The 18,421-nt window shown below is 70.5% G+C and carries 19 protein-coding genes; 15 read left to right on the forward strand and 4 right to left on the reverse strand.

Annotated elements, in window-relative coordinates:
- Window positions 1-24: 24 nt before the first annotated feature.
- On the forward strand, window positions 25-624 hold the full coding sequence (locus HUS56_RS03835) for a hypothetical protein (protein WP_173922063.1): 600 nt from the start codon (window positions 25-27) through the stop codon (window positions 622-624).
- Window positions 625-637: 13 nt separating this feature from the next.
- Here the strand turns inward: HUS56_RS03835 and HUS56_RS03840 are convergent, their stop codons facing one another.
- A complete protein-coding gene (locus tag HUS56_RS03840; protein WP_173922064.1) occupies window positions 638-1,633 on the reverse strand; it encodes a ketopantoate reductase family protein in 996 nt (331 codons plus the stop codon).
- Window positions 1,634-1,708: 75 nt separating this feature from the next.
- Between HUS56_RS03840 and truB the strand changes: the two genes are divergently transcribed.
- From truB to HUS56_RS03865, 5 genes are read left to right on the forward strand one after another with little or no spacing between them, the layout of a single operon-like run.
- On the forward strand, window positions 1,709-2,608 hold the full coding sequence (truB, locus tag HUS56_RS03845) for a tRNA pseudouridine(55) synthase TruB (protein ID WP_371808292.1): 900 nt from the start codon (window positions 1,709-1,711) through the stop codon (window positions 2,606-2,608).
- Window positions 2,605-2,973: a hypothetical protein gene (locus HUS56_RS03850; RefSeq protein ID WP_173922065.1), complete on the forward strand. Its 369-nt coding sequence runs from the start codon at window positions 2,605-2,607 to the stop codon at window positions 2,971-2,973. The genes truB and HUS56_RS03850 overlap by 4 nt, the downstream gene beginning before the upstream one ends.
- A 25-nt stretch (window positions 2,974-2,998) precedes the next feature.
- Window positions 2,999-3,442 carry a hypothetical protein gene (locus HUS56_RS03855; protein WP_254431273.1) on the forward strand — a complete coding sequence of 148 codons (444 nt, stop codon included), beginning with the start codon at window positions 2,999-3,001 and terminating at the stop codon, window positions 3,440-3,442.
- Window positions 3,439-4,371, forward strand: coding sequence for a bifunctional riboflavin kinase/FAD synthetase (locus HUS56_RS03860; RefSeq protein WP_173922066.1), 933 nt, complete (start codon window positions 3,439-3,441; stop codon window positions 4,369-4,371). Before HUS56_RS03855 ends, HUS56_RS03860 begins: the two co-directional genes overlap by 4 nt.
- Window positions 4,364-5,608, forward strand: coding sequence for a CynX/NimT family MFS transporter (locus HUS56_RS03865; protein ID WP_173922067.1), 1,245 nt, complete (start codon window positions 4,364-4,366; stop codon window positions 5,606-5,608). The genes HUS56_RS03860 and HUS56_RS03865 overlap by 8 nt, the downstream gene beginning before the upstream one ends.
- Here HUS56_RS03865 and HUS56_RS03870 read toward each other — a convergent pair.
- Complete coding sequence (locus HUS56_RS03870) at window positions 5,584-6,516, reverse strand: ROK family protein (protein WP_173922068.1); 933 nt, start codon at window positions 6,514-6,516, stop codon at window positions 5,584-5,586. The genes HUS56_RS03865 and HUS56_RS03870 overlap by 25 nt on opposite strands.
- A 117-nt stretch (window positions 6,517-6,633) precedes the next feature.
- On the opposite strand from HUS56_RS03870, the gene HUS56_RS03875 reads away from it, so the two are divergent.
- The 5 genes from HUS56_RS03875 to HUS56_RS03895 are packed head-to-tail and all read left to right on the forward strand — an operon-like array spanning window position 6,634 to window position 11,324.
- Complete coding sequence (locus tag HUS56_RS03875; RefSeq protein WP_173922069.1) at window positions 6,634-7,578, forward strand: sugar-binding transcriptional regulator; 945 nt, start codon at window positions 6,634-6,636, stop codon at window positions 7,576-7,578.
- A gap of 59 nt (window positions 7,579-7,637) precedes the next feature.
- Window positions 7,638-8,660: a deoxyribose-phosphate aldolase gene (gene deoC, locus HUS56_RS03880; protein ID WP_173922070.1), complete on the forward strand. Its 1,023-nt coding sequence runs from the start codon at window positions 7,638-7,640 to the stop codon at window positions 8,658-8,660.
- A gap of 17 nt (window positions 8,661-8,677) precedes the next feature.
- Complete coding sequence (locus HUS56_RS03885; RefSeq protein ID WP_173922071.1) at window positions 8,678-10,231, forward strand: aldehyde dehydrogenase family protein; 1,554 nt, start codon at window positions 8,678-8,680, stop codon at window positions 10,229-10,231.
- Window positions 10,228-11,088, forward strand: coding sequence for an aldehyde dehydrogenase (locus HUS56_RS03890; protein WP_173922072.1), 861 nt, complete (start codon window positions 10,228-10,230; stop codon window positions 11,086-11,088). The genes HUS56_RS03885 and HUS56_RS03890 overlap by 4 nt, the downstream gene beginning before the upstream one ends.
- 2 nt (window positions 11,089-11,090) lie before the next feature.
- A complete protein-coding gene (locus HUS56_RS03895) occupies window positions 11,091-11,324 on the forward strand; it encodes a hypothetical protein (RefSeq protein WP_173922073.1) in 234 nt (77 codons plus the stop codon).
- 93 nt (window positions 11,325-11,417) lie between these two features.
- Here HUS56_RS03895 and HUS56_RS03900 read toward each other — a convergent pair whose 3' ends face one another.
- Both HUS56_RS03900 and HUS56_RS03905 read right to left on the reverse strand, forming a co-directional pair.
- Window positions 11,418-11,984: an O-acetyl-ADP-ribose deacetylase gene (locus HUS56_RS03900; RefSeq protein ID WP_173922074.1), complete on the reverse strand. Its 567-nt coding sequence runs from the start codon at window positions 11,982-11,984 to the stop codon at window positions 11,418-11,420.
- An 8-nt stretch (window positions 11,985-11,992) separates the two neighbouring features.
- Window positions 11,993-12,271 carry a metal-sensitive transcriptional regulator gene (locus HUS56_RS03905; RefSeq protein WP_173922075.1) on the reverse strand — a complete coding sequence of 93 codons (279 nt, stop codon included), beginning with the start codon at window positions 12,269-12,271 and terminating at the stop codon, window positions 11,993-11,995.
- Between the two features lie 88 nt (window positions 12,272-12,359).
- On the opposite strand from HUS56_RS03905, the gene HUS56_RS03910 reads away from it, so the two are divergent.
- From HUS56_RS03910 to HUS56_RS03925, 4 genes are all read left to right on the forward strand, one after another.
- Window positions 12,360-14,405 (forward strand): DUF2207 domain-containing protein, encoded by a 2,046-nt coding sequence (locus tag HUS56_RS03910; protein ID WP_173922076.1) that lies wholly within the window; start codon window positions 12,360-12,362, stop codon window positions 14,403-14,405.
- Between the two features lie 247 nt (window positions 14,406-14,652).
- Window positions 14,653-16,782, forward strand: a complete 2,130-nt coding sequence (locus HUS56_RS03915; protein ID WP_173922077.1) for a DEAD/DEAH box helicase — start codon at window positions 14,653-14,655, stop codon at window positions 16,780-16,782.
- Window positions 16,783-16,860: 78 nt separating this feature from the next.
- On the forward strand, window positions 16,861-17,892 hold the full coding sequence (locus tag HUS56_RS03920) for a 6-phosphofructokinase (protein ID WP_173922078.1): 1,032 nt from the start codon (window positions 16,861-16,863) through the stop codon (window positions 17,890-17,892).
- Between the two features lie 7 nt (window positions 17,893-17,899).
- A complete protein-coding gene (locus HUS56_RS03925) occupies window positions 17,900-18,382 on the forward strand; it encodes an 8-oxo-dGTP diphosphatase (RefSeq protein WP_173922079.1) in 483 nt (160 codons plus the stop codon).
- Window positions 18,383-18,421 lie beyond the last annotated feature (39 nt).

The raw sequence follows: 18,421 nt of genomic DNA on the forward strand, positions 1-18,421 counted from the left end.
ATGCCGCGAGGTTACGCTGGGGGCATGGAACTCGTCACGACGCCCCGCGTCGCGTTCCTCCGCACGCTCGTCGACGAGATCCTTGCCCACTCCGGCCGCGGACGCATGATCGTTGCGGTCGACGGCCCGTTGCAGAGCGGCAAGACCGAGTTCGCCGACGACCTCGCCGCGGTGCTCCGCGAGCGGGGGCACGCCGTGTTCCGTGCCAGCATGGAGCGGTTCCACCGTTCGCGCGCCGCGCAGGCCGAGTTCGGCGACGACACGGCGAGTCGCTACTACCGGTACGGCTTCGACGAGTCGGCGCTTCGCCGGGTGCTCGTCGAGCCGTTCCGCATGGGCGGCTCCACCGCGTTCGTCACGGCCGTGTTCGACCCGGCGCGCGATGCGTGGATCGAGCCGAAATGGCTCACCGGCCCGGCCGACGCGATCCTGGTTATCGACGGTCGATTCGTGCTGCGGGAGCGCCTCGCGAACCTCTGGGACTACCGCATCGCCATCGACGGCGAACCCGAGGACGACGCCGACGTGATCGCCTACCGCGAGCGCGATCCGCGCCGCGTGGCGTCGGCGGTCGTCGACAACAGCGACCCCGACCACCCGCGTCGCGTGGCTGACGGCCACTGAGGGTGCGGCCAGGTCAGGCCGGCACCTCCGCCAGCACTCGTGCGGCTGGCACGTGCGATCCGGTCGCCTCGACCTCGTGCACGAGCGCGGTGAGGGCCGCGTTCACCGGAGCCGTCAGCCCGGCGGCGGATGCCTCGCGCACGACGGCCCCGTTCAGGAAGTCGACCTCGGTCGGCTGGCCGCGTCGCACGCTCTGCTGGGTCGACCCGAGGTTCGGCACGCCACCCATGCGCACCCGCATCAGCCACGGCAGGACCTGGCCGATCGCGAGCGGCATGCGCGCGAAGAGGCGCAGGCGGAGGTTGCCGAGGCCCTGCAGCCGCCCGAAGCGCACGCCACGGGCGATTCCGACGCGCACGGTCTCGCGCATCGACGCGGCGACGACCCGGCGCAGGCGGCGGTCGTCGACGACGTCCTGCACGCTCCGACCGACGATCGCCGGCACGGCGTTCAACATGTTGACCACGAGTTTCGTCCACTGCGCACCGCGGAACCCGGCGATCGCGATCACCGGAACGGCCTCGGAGAGGATGCCGGCGACGCGAACGCACTCGGTATCGGGGGGCCCATCGCCGCGCCCGAGGTAGCTTGCGGCGGTCGTGGTCACCCGCACGACGCCGGGCTCGGTGTAGTTGGCCGCGATGATCGAGAGCAGGCCCATGCACGACGAGTGCGGCAACAGCCTGGCAGCCGTGTCGACGCCCTCGAGGCCGTTCTGCACCACCACCACCGTCGCTCCATCGATCACGGCGGCGTTCGCCTCGATGGCGGCAGCGGCATCGTGCGCCTTCGTCGTGACCAGCACGAGGTCGGGCTTCGTCGTGAGCGTCTCGCCGACGACCACCTGAGCCTCGACGTCGCCGTAGCCGCCCGACAGCCGGATGCCGTCGGCACGGATCGCCGCGAGCCCCGCGCCGCGGGCCGTCACCTCGACCTCGTGACCCGCTCGCGTGAGCAACGCCGCGAAGGTGCCGCCGAGCGCGCCGGTGCCGATGATGCCGATCCTCATCCTCTCAGCGTAGGCGCGGCCGACGTCGGCTTCGGACGGGCGGCGCCGGTCGAGCCGGCTGTTAGCCTGTACGGCGTGAACAGCGGCATCCTCCTCGTCGACAAGCCGCCGCACCTCACCAGTCATGACGTCGTCGCACGCATGCGCCGCCTCGCCGGCACCCGCAGGATCGGGCACGCCGGCACCCTGGATCCGATGGCCACGGGGCTGCTCATCCTGGGAGTGAACAGCGCCACGCGGCTGCTGCACTTCCTCGTCGGGCTCGACAAGGAGTACCTGGCCACGATCCGGCTCGGGTGGGCCACGACGACCGACGACGCCGAGGGCGAGCCGCTTCCGGTCGACGGTGCCGCGGCTGCCCTCGCGAGGCTCGACGATGAGGCGCTCCGCCGCGGCATCAGCAGCCTGACCGGCGTGATCGACCAGGTCCCGAGCTCGGTGAGCGCGGTGAAGGTGGAGGGCCGGCGGGCCTACCGCCGCGTGCGCGAGGGGGAGACCGTCGAGCTGGCCGCTCGCTCCGTGACCGTGTCGGCGTTCGACCTCCGGTCGTCGCGTGCGGGCGAGGGGTTCGTCGACGTCGACGTCCGGGTCGAGTGCTCGTCTGGTACCTATGTCCGCGCGCTGGCTCGCGATCTCGGCGCAGGCCTCGGCACGGGTGGCCACCTCACCTCGCTGCGCCGCACGCGCATCGGGGCGTTCGGTGTCGACGAGGCATCCGGTCTCGATGACCTCGACGTCACGGCATCGCTGCTGAGTCCCGCGGCTGCCGCGAGGCGAACGCTCCCGGTCGTCGACGTCACCGCGCAGCAGGCGGGCGACCTGAGCCACGGCAAGCGCATCGACGCGCCCGAACCGACCGTCGGCGGTCCCATGGGCGCCATCGCCCCCGACGGCCGGCTCGTCGCGATCGTCGAGCGGCGCGGCGAGACACTCAAGGTCGTGGCCGGATTCCCCGACACGGAGGCCGGCGCATGATCGAGTGGTTCGCGTGGGTACAGGTCGCGGTCGCCGTCGCGGCGGGCCTGCTCTGCCTCGTGCTCGGGTTCGCGCGACGCGTGCCGAACGACCTCACGAACGGGGCCCTCGCGCTGGTCGAGCTTCTGCTCGTCGTCCAGCTCGTCTTCGCAATCGCCGCTCCGGCCTTCGGCAACGAAGCCACCGGCAGCGTGCTCGAGTTCTATGTGTCCCTCATCAGCGCGCTGCTCACCCCCCCCGCCGCGATCTTCTGGGGCCTGCTCGACCGCACTCGCTGGAGCACCGTCGTGCTCGGGGTCGCCGCCCTCGCCGTGGCCGTGATGGTGTACCGCATGCTGCAGATCTGGACCGTGCAGCAGGCCTGATCGACGTCTGAGAGAATCGAACGACATGACTGACGTGCGGAGTGCCCGGCCCGAGACCCGGCGCGGCTGGCGGATGAGCGGCATCGGGCGAGTGCTCGTCGCCGTGTACGGCGTCCTCGCCCTCGCGGCGCTCGGCCGTTCGTTCGTGCAGATCGTCTCGAAGTTCGACGAGGCCCCGCTGGCGTACACGCTGTCCGCACTCGCCGCAGTGGTGTACGTCGTCGCGACGATCGCCCTCGTGCGATCCGGGCGCGGCTGGTACCGCATCGCCTGGGCGACGATCCTGTTCGAGTTCGCCGGGGTGCTCGTGATCGGCACGCTGAGCATCGTGTACCCACAGTTGTTCCCGCACGACACCGTGTGGTCGTGGTTCGGGCGCGGCTACCTGTTCATCCCGCTCGTGTTGCCGCTGCTCGGCATGTGGTGGCTGGCGACGCATCGCCCCGACCGGGCGGCGGATGCCGCGTGAAGACCTTCAAGGGCCTCGACGCGGTGCCCGAGGGCTACGGCCCCTCCGCGGTCACGATCGGCAAGTTCGACGGCGTCCATCGCGGGCACCGTGCCGTCATCGACCGCATCCACGACATCGCCGCCGACGACGATCTCTCGTCGGTGGTGGTGACCTTCGACCGCAACCCGCTCGAGCTGCTCGCGCCCGAGAAGTGCCCCGAATCGCTCGTGAGCGTCCGCCAGAAGCTCGATCTCCTCGCGAGCACCGGTGTCGATGCCACGCTCCTCCTCCGGTTCGACCGCGCGCTCGCCTCGGTGCCCGCGACCGAGTTCGTGGAGCGAGTCCTGGTCGACACCCTCGACGCCAGGGCCGTGCTGGTCGGACACGACTTCCGCTACGGCGCGAAGGGCGCGGGGGATGTCTCCCTGCTCCGCGACCTGGGCGACAAGTTCGGCTTCACCGTCGAGGTCGTCGACGATGTCACGCCCGAGGGATCACGGCGCGTCTCGTCGACCTGGATCCGCGAGCTGCTCGCCGAGGGCGACGTTCGGCACGCCGGCGAACTGCTCGGCCACACGCCGACGGTGACAGGGATCGTGGTGCACGGTGCGAAGCGCGGCCGTGAGCTCGGATTCCCGACGGCGAACCTCAGCCCCGAGTCCGAGGGCCTCATCCCCGCCGACGGCGTGTACGCGGGTTGGCTGACCGACGCCGGCGCGCGGTACCCGGCGGCCATCTCCGTCGGCGACAACCCGACGTTCGAGGGCGTCCGCAAGAAGCAGGTCGAGGCGTACGTGCTCGACCGGGAGCTCGACCTGTACGACCACCTCGTCGAGGTGGAGTTCGTCGACCGGCTCCGTGGCATGGAGGCGTTCACGAGCATCCCCGACCTGGTCGACCAGATGCAGGACGACGTCGAGCGCGCACGCGAGATCCTCGTTGACTGATCGCCGGCCGCTCTGGGCCGGCCGAGCCCTCGCGCTCATCGGCATCGTGCTCGTGGCCTTCAACCTGCGTACGGCGGTCGCGACGCTGTCGCCGATCCTCACCGAGCTCGAACGCGACATCGCGCTCGCGCCGATCGTCGTCGGGTTCCTCGGGATGCTGCCGCCACTGTGCTTCGCGGTGTTCGCGATCGTTACACCGCTGTTCGCGAAACGCCTCGGACTCGAGGTCACGCTCATCCTGTCCATCGTCGCGCTGGCCGTCGGACTCGCCGGACGAGGTCTCGCCGGCGACGCCGTCTGGCTCGTCGTCGCGTCGACGCTCACGTTCGCGGCGATCGGCGTTGCCAACGTGCTGCTGCCGCCGCTGGTGAAGCGGTACTTCCCCGATCGTGTCGGCCTGCTCACGTCGATCTACGTCACCGCCATGTCGGTGAGCACCTTCATTCCGGCGCTCGTCGCAGTGCCGGTGGCGGATGCCGCGGGCTGGCGGATCTCCCTCGGTCAGTGGGCGATCGTGGCGGCGCTCTGCCTCGTCCCGTGGGTCACGCTGCTCGTGCACCCGAAGCGCGAGGCGCCCCCGACGCTTCCCGAGCAGGCCGAGCCGGGCCTGCTGCGCTACGCGATGCGGTCACCGCTCGCGTGGGCGCTCGCCGTGGTGTTCGCGGTATCGGGCTTCAACACGTACACGATGTTCGCGTGGATGCCGCCGATGCTCCACGACATCGCCGGCACGACGCCCGCCGAAGCGGGGGCGCTGCTCTCGCTGTACGCCGCCATGGGCCTGCCGGCGGGACTGATCGTGCCGATCGTAGCGGCGCGGTACGGGCGGGTGCGCCTGCTCATCGCGATCGCGGTGACGACGCTCGTCGTCGGCACCCTCGGCCTCCTCCTCGTGCCCGGGGCGGTCACCTGGCTCTGGGTGGTGCTCGCGGGCATCGGCCCCATGCTGTTCCCGCTGGCGCTGGTGCTCATCAACCTGCGGACCCGCACGCATTCGGGTGCGGTCGCGCTCTCGGGGTTCGTGCAGTGCGTGGGCTACCTCATCGTCGCGGTCGGCCCGTTCGCGTTCGGCCTGCTGCATGAGGCGACCGACGGGTGGGTGTGGCCGCTCGTGTTCCTCCTCGGATCGGCGGTGGCGGCGGCGACCGGCGGCGCGGTCGTCGCACGGCCGCCGTACCTCGAGGACGAGCGTGCGACTCGCGGCGCCCGGCTTCAGGTCGACGACTCGGGCCGGTGAACGAGTGCCGCCGCCCCGATGAGCGGTCCTTCGTCGGACAGCCCTGACGGCACGATGCGCACTCGCGAGACGAAGGGGAATGCCGTGCGCGCCGCGAGCGCCGCGCGTGCGTGGTCGAACAGCGCGGGGGAGACGCGCGAGACCCCGCCGCCGATGGCCGCGACGTCGAGGTCGACGAGGTTCGCGGCGGATGCCCCGGCCGGGCCGATCGCGGTGCCGGCTCGTTCGACCGCCGCGATCGCGATCGGATCGCCGGCGGCGTGGGCTGCGGCGAGATCCTCCCCGGTCGTACCGGCGAATCCCTGCGCCCGGGCCCAGGCCACGGTGTTCGGGCCCGACGCGACCGCTTCGAGGCATCCGCGACCGCCGCAGGCGCAGGCGTCGTCGAACCCGCCCACCTCGACGTGGCCGATGTGCCCGCTGTTGCCGGTCGGGCTCGGCGCAGCCCGGCCACCGAGCAGGAGGCCGCCGCCGACGCCCGTCGAGACGACCATCCCGAGGAGGTTCTCGGCGCCTTGGCCCGCTCCCACCCAGTGCTCCGCGAGGGCGATGCAGAGGCCGTCCATGCGGAGCGCGACCGGGACATCGGGCACGAGGCTCGCCACGAGGTCGGCGAGCGGGTAGTCGCGCCAGGCGGGCACGTTGAGCGGTGAGACGAGGCCGTGCTCGACGTCGATGGGGCCGGCCGCACCGATGCCGATGCCGGCGATGGCCGCATCGGCGGGAACGGCCTCGCGCGCGGCCATCACGACGTCGCCGACGTGCCGTTCGAGTTGCTCGTTCGTGGCGGCGGCGCCGGTCGGGCGGCGATGTCGCGATCCGAGGAGGAGCCGGCCGTCGTCGTCGACGAGTGCGGCCTCCACCTTGGTGCCGCCGAAGTCGACCGCGAGCGCGAGGGGGCGGGGCATTGCACCAGCATAGGTGCGCGGCATCCGATCACTGCCTGCTCATATGAGCAGGATTCCCCGCGACTGTTGCCGATGTGGGACGCGCTGCCTACGCTGGAGGAGAGCGGAAGGAGACGTGTGGACGAGACCGACGAACTCCTCTCCATCCGGGCGGCCGAGCTCTACTACGAAGAGAACAAGACGCAGGATGAGATCGGCCAGGCGCTTCGCCTCACTCGGTGGAAGGTCGGCCGGCTCCTCGCGCAGGCGAAGCAGCGCGGATTCATCCGCATCGAGATCCTGCATCCTCGGGCCAGGCGCCTGCCGCTCGAACGGCGTCTCCGCGACGAGCGGCGCCTCAGCGATGCGATCGTCGTGTCGACGGCCGGCGTGCGGTCCGCCGAGGAGCTCCAGGAGCGCACCGCGCAGGCGGCGGCCGACTACCTCACCGCGCTTCGGCCCGTGCCGCGCACGCTCGGCGTGAGCTGGGGTCGCACGCTGTTCGAGATCTCCCAGCGCTTGCGCAACGGCTGGGCGACCGGCGTGAACGTCGTGCAGATCAACGGCGGCGTGAGCCTCAACCGTCGTGCGGGCACCGCCGCGGCGACCGCGGTCAGCATCGCCCAGAAGGGCGGCGGCAGCGCCACGCTGCTCCCGAGCCCGGCCATCCTCGAGCGCCTCGCCACCAAGGAGGCCATCGAATCCGACCGGGTCGTCGCCGGCGTGATCGAGCTCGCCCGGTCGGCCGACGCCTACCTGTTCAGCGCCGGAGCGGCCGACCACAACTCCGTGCACGTCGAGAGCGGATACCTCTCGACGGCCGACGTCGACGTGCTCGTGCAGAAGGGGGCCGTCGGCGACGTGGTGGGCCGCTACATCGACTCCGACGGCAACATCGTCGACCCCGCCCTCGACGCCCGCACGGTCGGGCTCACCCTCGACGAGCTCCGTTCGGCGCCGCTCGCGATCGCCGTCATCGCGGGCACGTCGAAGCATCCGGTCGCCGATGCGGTCGTCCGCAGCGGTCTCTGCTCGGTCCTCGTCACCGATGAGGCCACCGCACTCCATCTCCTCGACGGCTGAGCGCGCTCCGACGTGCCCGCCGTCACGCACCACCACACAACGAAAGCCAGGTCAAGACCATGCCAGCTCCGACAAGCGCAGGCACCTCCCTCGTCACCGCCCGCGAGCGAGCGCTCGCCGTGCTCGGCGGTGAACCCGACGACGCGACGCTCCGCCGCTACCTGCACGGCATCGCCGGTGTCGATGCCGTCGGCCTCGAGCAGCGGGCGGCGGGCCTCGCCACGCGCTCGATCAAGACGAGCTCGAAGATGTGGGCACTCGACAAGATCATCTCGCTGATCGACCTCACGACGCTCGAAGGCGCTGACACGCCCGGCAAGGTCCGCTCGCTGGTCGCCAAGGCGGTGAATCCTGATCCGACGGATGCCACGGTGCCGCGGGTCGCCGCGGTGTGCGTGTACGGCGACCTGGTGCCCGACGCCGTCGACGCCCTGGGCGGCGCGCATGGCGACCCCGACGACGGGCTCATCTCCGTCGCCGCCGTCGCCACCGCCTTCCCGAGCGGACGGTCGTCGCTCGACATCAAGCTCGCCGACACCGCCGACGCGGTCGCCGCCGGAGCCGACGAGATCGACATGGTCATCGATCGAGGAGCGTTCCTCGCCGGTCGGTACGGGCTCGTGTTCGACCAGATCGCGGCCGTGAAAGAGGCGTGCCGCCGGCCCGACGGCACGAGCGCGAGTCTCAAGGTGATCCTCGAGACCGGTGAGCTCGTGACGTACGACAACGTGCGCCGGGCGTCGTGGCTCTCGATCCTCGCCGGCGGCGACTTCATCAAGACGTCGACCGGCAAGGTGCAGCCCGCCGCAACGCTTCCCGTGACGCTGCTCATGCTCGAGGTCGTGCGCGACTGGCACCTGATGACCGGTCACCGCATCGGGGTGAAGCCCGCGGGCGGCATCCGTGCATCGAAGGACGCGATCAGGTACCTCGTGACCGTGGCCGAGACCGCGGGCGAGCAGTGGCTGCAACCGCACCTCTTCCGGTTCGGGGCGTCGAGCCTGCTCAACGACGTGCTGCTGCAGCGCCAGAAGATGACCACCGGACACTACTCCGGCGCCGACTACGTGACGATCGACTGAGACGAGAGCACCAGATCATGAGCTTCCTCGAATACGCACCCGCACCCGAGTCGCGGGCGATCCTGTCGCTGCGCGACACCTACGGCCTCTTCATCGACGGCGAGTTCGTCGACGGTCGCGGCACTCCGTTCCAGACCATCTCCCCGGCGAGCGAGGAGCACATCGCGACCATCGCGAACGCGAACGCGGCCGATGTCGATGCGGCCGTCGCGGCAGCCCGTCGCGCCTACGACCGCACCTGGTCGAAGATGAGCGGCCGTGACCGGGGCAAGTACCTCTTCCGCATCGCCCGCCTCGTGCAGGAGCGCTCCCGCGAGCTGGCCGTGGCCGAGTCGCTCGACAACGGCAAGCCCATCAAGGAGTCCCGCGACGTCGACGTCCCGCTCGTCGCCGCGTGGTTCTTCTACTACGCGGGCTGGGCCGACAAGCTCGACTACGCCGGCCTCGGCGCCGACCCCCGCTCGCTCGGCGTCGCCGCGCAGGTGATCCCGTGGAATTTCCCGCTGCTGATGCTCGCGTGGAAGATCGCCCCGGCGCTGGCCGCCGGCAACACGGTGGTGCTGAAGCCGGCCGAGACCACCCCGCTCACGGCGCTCATCTTCGCCGAGATCATCCAGCAGGCCGACCTCCCGCCAGGGGTGGTGAACATCATCACCGGGGCGGGCGACACCGGGGCGACCCTCGTCGCCCACGAGGGCGTCGACAAGGTGGCGTTCACCGGATCGACCGCCGTCGGTCGCGCGATCGCGAAGCAGATCGCCGGCACCGACAAGAAGGCCACGCTCGAGCTCGGCGGCAAGGCCGCGAACATCGTGTTCGATGATGCGCCCATCGACCAGGCCATCGAGGGCATCGTGAACGGCATCTTCTTCAACCAGGGCCACGTGTGCTGCGCGGGCTCGCGCCTGCTCGTGCAGGAGAACATCCACGACGAGGTCGTCGAGCGCCTGAAGCTGCGCCTGTCGACGCTGCGCCTCGGCGACCCGCTCGACAAGAACACCGACATCGGGGCGATCAACTCCAAGGAGCAGCTCGAGCGAATCCGGATGCTCTCCGACGTGGGCGTCGAAGAGGGCGCCGAGCGGTGGAGCGTGCCGTGCGAGATCCCCGAGAACGGGTTCTGGTACGCCCCGACGATCTTCACGAACGTGCAGACCTCGAGTCGCATCGCTCGCGAGGAGATCTTCGGTCCGGTGCTGTCGGTGCTCACGTTCCGCACGCCCGCCGAGGCGATCGCCAAGGCGAACAACACTCCGTACGGGCTCTCGGCGGGGATCTGGACCGACAAGGGCAGCCGCATCCTCGCCGTTGCCGACAAGCTCCGCGCCGGCGTGGTGTGGGCCAACACGTTCAACCGGTTCGACCCGTCGAGCCCGTTCGGCGGCTACAAGGAGTCGGGCTACGGCCGCGAGGGCGGTCGCCACGGACTCGCGGCCTACCTTTCGCCGGCCCCGATCGGCCAGGCGGCGTTGTCCGCGGGTCGAGGTGGCGCGCAGCGCCGTCTCGAGACCAAGGAAGCGACGCCGACGCGCCGGGTTACCAAGCGCGCGACGAAGGGATCGAAGAAGTGAGCCGCCTCGCGGTACCCAAGACGTACAAGCTGTTCATCAACGGCGCCTTCCCGCGCAGCGAGTCGGGCCGCACGTACGAGGTGATGAAGGCCGACGGCGGGTTCCTGGCCAACGTGGCGAAGGCGTCACGCAAAGATGCTCGCGACGCGATCGTCGCGGCTCGCGGCGCCGTCGGCGGCTGGGGCGGCGCCACCGCGTACAACCGCGGCCAGGTGCTCTACCGCATCGCCGAGCTCCTCGAGGGCCGTCGCGCGCAGTTCGTCGCCGCGATCGAGGACGCCGAGGGCGTCTCGCGCGCCGCCGCATCCGCGCAGGTCGACGAGTCCATCGATCGCTGGGTCTGGTACGCCGGGTGGACCGACAAGTTCGCCCAGGTGGCCGGCAACGCCAACCCCGTCGCGGGTCCGTACTTCAACATCTCGGTGCCCGAGCCCACCGGCGTCGTGGCGATCATCGCGCCGCAGGACTCGTCGCTCGTCGGCATCGTCTCGGCGATGGCACCGCCGCTCGTGGCCGGCAACTCGGTCGTCGTCGTGGCGAGCGAGCGGTACCCGCTGTCGGCGATCAGCCTCGCCGAGGTGCTCGCCACGAGCGATGTGCCCAAGGGCGTCGTGAACGTGCTCACGGGCTCGCCGGCCGAGATCGCGCCGTGGCTCGCGAGCCACTCCGACGTCAATGCCATCGACCTCGTGGGCGCCGGCGATCTCGACTGGATCGGACTCGAGATCGACGCGGCCGACACGCTGAAGCGCGTGCTGCGTCCCGAGTCGGGGGCGGATGCCGCGGCGCCCTCGCTGGGGCGGATCAGCGCCTTCACCGAGACCAAGACGGTGTGGCACACGAAGAGCCTGCTCTGACGATGAGCGGACGCAACGAGGCATCCGACGAACGAGGACGCCTGCTCAGCGACCCGTTCGACTACCGCGTCACGAAGCAGGGCGGCGTGATCGTGTACCGCGGCGGCCGGCAGGTCATGTCGGTCGGCGGCCAGGACGCGGCACGACTCGTCGCCGCCCTGCAGCGGGCCGACGATTCGCAGGCGCAGCACCTGCTCGCGCGCGCGAGCGGCAACTACCGTCGCGGGAACGAGTGACCAGCTGACCTCTGCGCCACTTCGCGTTCCTCTGCGCCAAGGAATGTGGCGCAGACCCCATTTCCGTGGCGCAGCGGGCGCCGGGTCGATGCCTCACCGGGGGTCGCGGTCGCCGAGCACGACCACGTCGAGCCCCAGGCGCTCCGCGGCGTCTGCGAAGGTGTCGTGCATGCGAGCCGAGAACAGCACGAAGCGCACGCGCTCGGGCGCTTGCTCCGCCTCGGCCGAGGTGGTGAGCGCCACGACCGCGGCATCATCGGCCGGCCACCCGTAGATTCCGGCCGAGATCGCCGGGAAGGCGACGGATGCCGCGCCCAGATCGCGGGCGACCTCGAGCGAGCGACGATACGCCGACCGCAGCAGCGCCCGCCGCTCATCGGCGAGCCTTCCGAGCCCGGGCCACACCGGGCCGACGGCGTGGATGACCCACTTCGCGCTCAGCCGACCGGCCCCGGTGGCGACGGCCTCGCCTGTCGGCAGGCCATCGGGCAACGTCGTCGCACGGAGCGCTCGGCACTCCTCGAGGATCGCCGGCCCGCCCGCGCGGTGGATGGCGCCGTCCACGCCGCCTCCGCCCAGCAGCCCCGAATTCGCGGCATTGACGATCGCGTCGACGCGCTCGGTCGTGATGTCGCCCGTGACGAGCTCGAGGCGCGGCATCCGCTCGGCTACCCCCGGTTGTTCGACAGCTCGAAGATGCGCAGGAGCTCGGTCACGGCTTCGTCGCGCCGATCGCCGCCGGCTTCGTACATGTCGGTCACGTGCGTGCGCAGGTGGTTCTCGACGAGCAGTTTGTTCAGGGATCCCAGCGACTTCTGCACCGCCAGGGACAGGGTGATGATGTCGACGCAGTAATCCTCGTTCTCGATCATCTTCTCGATGCCGCGCAGCTGTCCCTCGATGATCTTCGTGCGATGCAGGGCGCGCTTCTTGATGTCGTCGATCACCCTGACAGGATACCCCGCGCGCACCATACCCATGACGGGTATTCGAGAGGCCATGCCGCGTCCTGCCGGTGAGCGATAGCGTGGAGGCATGGCCCGCCCGTCCGTGCGCGCGCTCCTCGCGCTGCCGTTCCTGCTCGCCGCGCTCGCCGCGGCACCCGGTGCCGCCGCTGCCGCGGCATCGGCGCCCGCCGCCGAGCCCCCGCTCGCGGCATCCGTCACCGCTCTGCCGACCGACGTCGACGACTTCACCTTCGCCTCGTTCGACGCGGTCTTCGAACTGAGCCGCGACGATGGCCGGCATTCGGTGCTCGAGACGACCGAGACGCTCGTCGCCGTCTTCCCCGAGTTCGACCAGAACCGCGGAATCCGCCGAGCGATCCCGCTGCACTACGACGGCCACCCGACGAACATCGAGGTCGAGTCGGTGACGGATGCCGCAGGCCAGCCTCGCGGGTACGAGGTCGAGCGCGACGAGGACGGCGAGTTCCTCCTGGTGACCGTACGCGCCGACGACTACGTGCACGGCGAGCAGACCTACGTGATCACGTATCGCCAGCACAATGTCACCCACCGGCCCGACGATGCGGCGATCGACGAGTTCTACTGGGACGTGAACGGCACGGGGTGGGCCCAGCCGTTCGGTCGCGTCACCGCCGAGCTCAGGATGAGCGACGAGGTCGCGGCGGGCTTCACGGGCGACGTCGCCTGCTACCGCGGCTCGGCCGGCCCCACGACGCCGTGCGATTCGCTCACCGTGGCGGAGTCGTCCCCACCGGTCATGACCGCGGAGGCGGCCGACCTCGGCCCGTTCCAGAACCTCACGATCGCCGCCGGCTTCCGCCTCGGCACCTTCGAGCCGCGCGACGAGTCGTTCTGGGCCTCGGGCTGGGCGATCGCCGGCGGGGTGGGTGCCGTGGTATCCGTGCTCGCCCTGGCCGCGGCGATCGTCCTGCGACTGACCCGGTGGCGCGACCACCCCGGCCGGGGCACGATCATCGCGCAGTACCAGCCACGACCCGACGTGAGCGCCATGGTCGCCGCCGATCTCGTGGGCCAGTCCGGGAAGGGCGTCACGGCGACGATCCTCGAACGGGCGGTCGCCCGTGAGCTCCGAATCGTCGAGACCGGTCGCAAGAAGTACGCCGTCGAGTTCGTCGGAGGCGAAGCCGGCGACGGCGACGCCCGTTCGGTCGTGCAGGCGCTGTTCGGCAGGGTGCCCCGACCTGGAGCGGTGCGCGACCTGAAGTCGACCGACACGTCCCTCGGCAAGCGGCTGCTCGCGATCCGGCAGGGAGTGCGCAAGCGCGTCGTCGAATCGGGACTGCGGCGCCGGCCCGACCTCGGCATCCGCAGCCTCCTGGCGATCGTCTCCACGCTCGGCGCGGTGGCCAGCACCTGGTTCGGCATCGTCGCACTCGACGACCACATGGGCGGCGGCATCCCGGCGATCCTGTTCATTCTCGCGATCGCGGCGGCGATCGCCACGTTCATCGCAGTGGTCGACGTACGGCCGCTGACCGAGCTGGGGCGCGAGCTGCGCGATCACCTCGAGGGGTTGCGACTGTACATCCGTCTGGCCGAGGCCGACCGGCTCCGCGTGCTGCAGAGCCCGAGCGGCGCGATGCGGGTGGACCGTCCGGCGGCGGCATCCATCGGTGCTCCGGGACTCGTCGATCCGCCCCTCGACTCGGCCGTCGTGCTGAAGCTCAACGAGCGCCTGCTGCCCTACGCGGTGCTGTTCGGCCTCGAGAAGGAGTGGAGCCGGGAGCTGGCGGCGTTGTACGAGCAGCGCGGGGAGCAGCCGGGCTGGTACGCGGGTCGCGACGGCTTCAACCCCGGTGCCTTCGCCGTCGCCGTGTCGTCGTTCTCGTCGGCGGCGAGCACATCGTGGTCGGGGTCGAGCTCGAGTCTGCCGAGTCAGGTCTCGTCGTCGGCGAGCTGTTCGTCGCGGAGGTCGACGCGCCGTTCCTCGTCGACACCGGGAAGCTCGTCTTCGAGCGAATCGTCGAGCGGGCGGCTGTCGTCATCGACCGCGGGCTCGTGCTCGTCGAACTCGGTGTCCTGTGCGACCGTGAAGTCGTCGTCTTCGGGTGATACGCCCAAGCCCGCGAGATCGTCCATGTCTGCAGCATAGGCGGACTCCGGTCCGATCGCATCGGTCGCAGAGACGGCCGTGCGCCCGCTAGAATGGCAGGGCGCCCGACGAATCCGTTCTACGGCCGACCGCGTGGGTTCCGCTCACGTGCTGCTCGGTTCGGGATTCGGCGTACCGCGTGCGGCGGCATGCACATGTCCCGAGCGGGGGCCCGATCACCGCAGCCGGTGCCGAGGGGGCGTGCCGGAGGCGGCCGCCGGGGAGCGGCCCAGGAACGGGAGGACCATTGGCCCAGACGAGGCAGCGCCAGCGTACGCGTTCGCGCGACGATGACGCACCGATCATCCCGATCCTCGCGCGCAAGGTGCGCGAGGTCGAGACGAAGGCGCAGAAGGGGAAGCTCGGCCCCACGAATCGAACGAAGTTCCAGGTCATCGCGCTGTTGATGCGCGAGGAGCGGGCGCGCGTGAAGGCCGACGCTGAAGTGACGGATGCCACGAGGGTCGAGCTCCTCAAACGACTCGACGGCATCGCGCAGATCCTCGCGAAGACCGCAGCTCGCGATACGAGCCTCATCGCCCTGCTCGAGCCCGATGCCTCGATCTCGACGGTCGCACAGCGCTTCCGCCGCGACTGGCTGATCGAGTCGGGCGCCGAACTGAGCCCCGATGAGCTGATCATCACCCGCGAGCCCGAGCAGAAGCCAGAGCTCGCCGAGAATCAGGTGATTCCGGCATCCGTGCGCTCGCGGCAGCTCGCGAACCCGTTCCTCGCCCCCGACTTCGCCACGCCGGCGGCCCCGGCGGTGCCGATTCGCCGGTTGGCGAACTGGGAGCTGCTCGGCCCGCTCTTCAAGTCCTTCGAGATGGGCTCCGGGGGCCAGGCCGCCACGATGGAGCTTCCCGAAGCACCCGCCATCGATCGGCTCTCGCCGCGGGGGCTCGAGCTCATGAAGCACCAGATCCGCTTCATCGAGGCCGCCCGGCTGGGCCACCGCACGTTCCTCCTCGCCGACGAGCCCGGACTCGGCAAGACCGCCCAGTCGGTGCTCGCGGCATCCGTCGCCGATGCCTACCCGCTGCTGGCCGTCGTGCCGAACGTCGTGAAGATGAACTGGGCGCGCGAGGTCGAGCGGTGGACCCCGCACCGACGGGCCACCGTCATCCACGGCGACGGCGAGACGCTCGATGCGTTCGCCGACGTCGTCGTCGTGAACTACGACGTGCTCGACCGCCACATGGCGTGGCTCTCGACCATGGGATTCCGGGGCATGGTCGTCGATGAGGCGCACTTCATCAAGAACCTGCAGTCGCAGCGATCCCGCAACGTGCTCGCGCTGTCGGAGCGCATCCGGCAGACGACGCCCGGTGGCGACCCGCTGCTGCTGGCACTCACCGGCACGCCGCTCATCAACGACGTCGACGACTTCCGGGCGATCTGGCAGTTCCTCGGCTGGATCGACGGCGACAAGCCGGCGCCTCGCCTGCTCGCCAAGCTCGAAGAGACGGGGCTCACGCCGGCCGACCACGGGTTCTATCCCGAGGCACGCCGCACGGTCATCGACCTCGGCATCGTGCGTCGCCGCAAGGTCGACGTCGCCGCCGACCTGCCCGACAAGCGCATCGCCGACCTGCCCGTCGAACTCGACGACGAGCTCGGGCGCTCGGTGCGTGCAGCCGAACGAGAGCTCGGCAACCGCCTCGCCGGTCGCTTCCGGGCCCTGGTGGAATCCCGCGGCCTCCGAGTCGGCAACCTCGATGAGGACCAGCGCGATCAGTTCATCCGGGCCGTCGCCAGTGCCGAGCTCGACGAATCGAAGTCGTCGAAGTCGGGTGAGAACGTGTTCACCATGGTGCGGCGGATCGGTCAGGCAAAGGCCGGGCTCGCGACCGACTACGCGGCGCAGCTCGCGCACTCCGTCGGCAAGGTCGTGTTCTTCGCCAAGCACATCGACGTCATGGACCAGGCTGAAGCGGCCCTCGCGGCACGCGAGCTCCGGACGGTGTCGCTGCGTGGCGACCAGACGGCGCTGCAGCGCCAGGCCGCGATCGACGCGTTCAACAAGGACCCCGAGGTGGCGGTCGCCGTCTGCTCGCTGACCGCGGCGGGCGTCGGCGTGAACCTGCAGGCGGCATCGAACGTCGTGCTCGCCGAGCTCAGCTGGACCGCCGCCGAACAGACTCAGGCGATCGACCGCGTGCACCGCATCGGGCAGGACGAGCCCGTGACCGCATGGCGGATCATCGCCGCGCACACCATCGACGCCCGCATCGCCGAGCTCATCGACTCCAAGCAGGGTCTCGCCGCGAGGGCGCTCGACGGCAGCGAGGTCGAGGCGGGCTCCGCCGACTCGGTGCAGCTCGACGCGCTGCAGCACCTGCTGCGAGCCGCGCTCGACGGCGAGCTCTCGCTATAGACTGCGGCAGTCGAAGCGCCCCGTCGTCGTGGCCACGGCACCAGCAGGTTTCGTACGAGCACCTTGGAGTCGACCACCATGAAGATCGGGATCCTCACGAGCGGAGGCGACTGCCCCGGCCTCAACGCCGTCATCCGCGGCGCCGTGCTCGAGGGCGTCATCACGCACGACGCCGAGTTCGTGGGATTCCGGTGGGGCTGGCGCGGGGTCGTCGAGGGCGACTTCATGCCGATCACGCGGCATGACGTGCGCGGCCTGTCGAAGCAGGGCGGAACGATCCTGGGGTCGAGCCGCACGAACCCCTACGAGGGCGAGGGAGGCGGTCCCGAGAACATCCAGCGGATGCTCGCCGACAACGGCATCGATGCGATCATCGCCATCGGGGGTGAAGGCACGCTCACCGCTGCCGGCCGCCTGCACGACGAGGGCGGCATCAACATCATCGGCGTCCCGAAGACGATCGACAACGACCTCGCTGCGACCGACTACTCGTTCGGATTCGACACGGCGGTCGAGATCGCGACCGAGGCCATCGACCGCCTCCGCACGACGGCCGAATCGCACGGCCGCTGCATGGTCCTCGAGGTCATGGGCCGGCACGTCGGCTGGATCGCGCTGCACTCGGGCATGGCCGGGGGCGCGCACGCCATCCTGATCCCCGAGCAGCCGCAGTCGATCGAGCAGATCTGCGAATGGGTCCTGTCGGTGCGCGACCGCGGCCGCGCACCACTCGTCGTGGTCGCCGAGGGCTTCCGCCTCCCCGACATGGAGAGCGCGCACTCGCACAAGGGTCTCGATGCCTTCAACCGGCCGCGCCTCGGCGGCATCGCCGAGCGCCTCGCACCCATGATCGAGGAGGGCACCGGCATCGAGTCGCGTGCCACCGTGCTCGGCCACATCCAGCGGGGCGGTGCGCCGTCGGCGTACGATCGGGTGCTCGCGACACGCCTCGGCATGCATGCGGTCGACGCGGTCTACGAGAACGCGTGGGGCTCGATGGTCACGCTCCGCGGCACCGACATCAAGACGGTCTCGATCGCCGAGGCGGTGGGCAGCCTCAACAGCGTTCCTCCGCACCGCTACGACGAGGCGAAGATCCTCTTCGGTTGAGCGACGGATGCCGCTGCCCCAGGTCTGCGTCTGCTACCTCCTGCGCGAGCGGGCGGGAGGCGCCGAGGTGCTGCTCGGCCGTAAGAAGCACGGCCTCGGCGCCGGGAACTACGTCGGGCTCGGCGGCAAGCTCGAGCCGGGGGAGTCGGCCGTCGACGCCGCCGTGCGCGAGGTGTTCGAGGAGGCCGGGGTCGTCGTTGCGGCATCCGACCTCGAGCCACGCGGACGGCTCACCTATCACTTCCCGCACCGCGAGGCGTGGAGCCAGGAGTCGAGCGTGTTCGTGTGCCGCACCTGGCAGGGCGAGCCGACCGGATCCGACGAGCTCGATCCCGAGTGGTTCGCCATCGACTCGGTGCCGTTCGGCGAGATGTGGGATGACGCGCGTCGATGGCTGCCCGACGTGCTCGCGGGCGGGCGCGTGCGCCGCACGTTCGTGTTCGGACCCGACCTCGCGACCGTGGTGGAGGAGCGCGATCCGGTCGCGTAGTATCGACGAGCACGGCGCTCGCCGTTCCCGCATCCACGT

The sequence above is a fragment of the Agromyces sp. Marseille-P2726 genome (assembly GCF_902809835.1).
In the GTDB taxonomy this organism is placed as follows: domain Bacteria; phylum Actinomycetota; class Actinomycetes; order Actinomycetales; family Microbacteriaceae; genus Agromyces.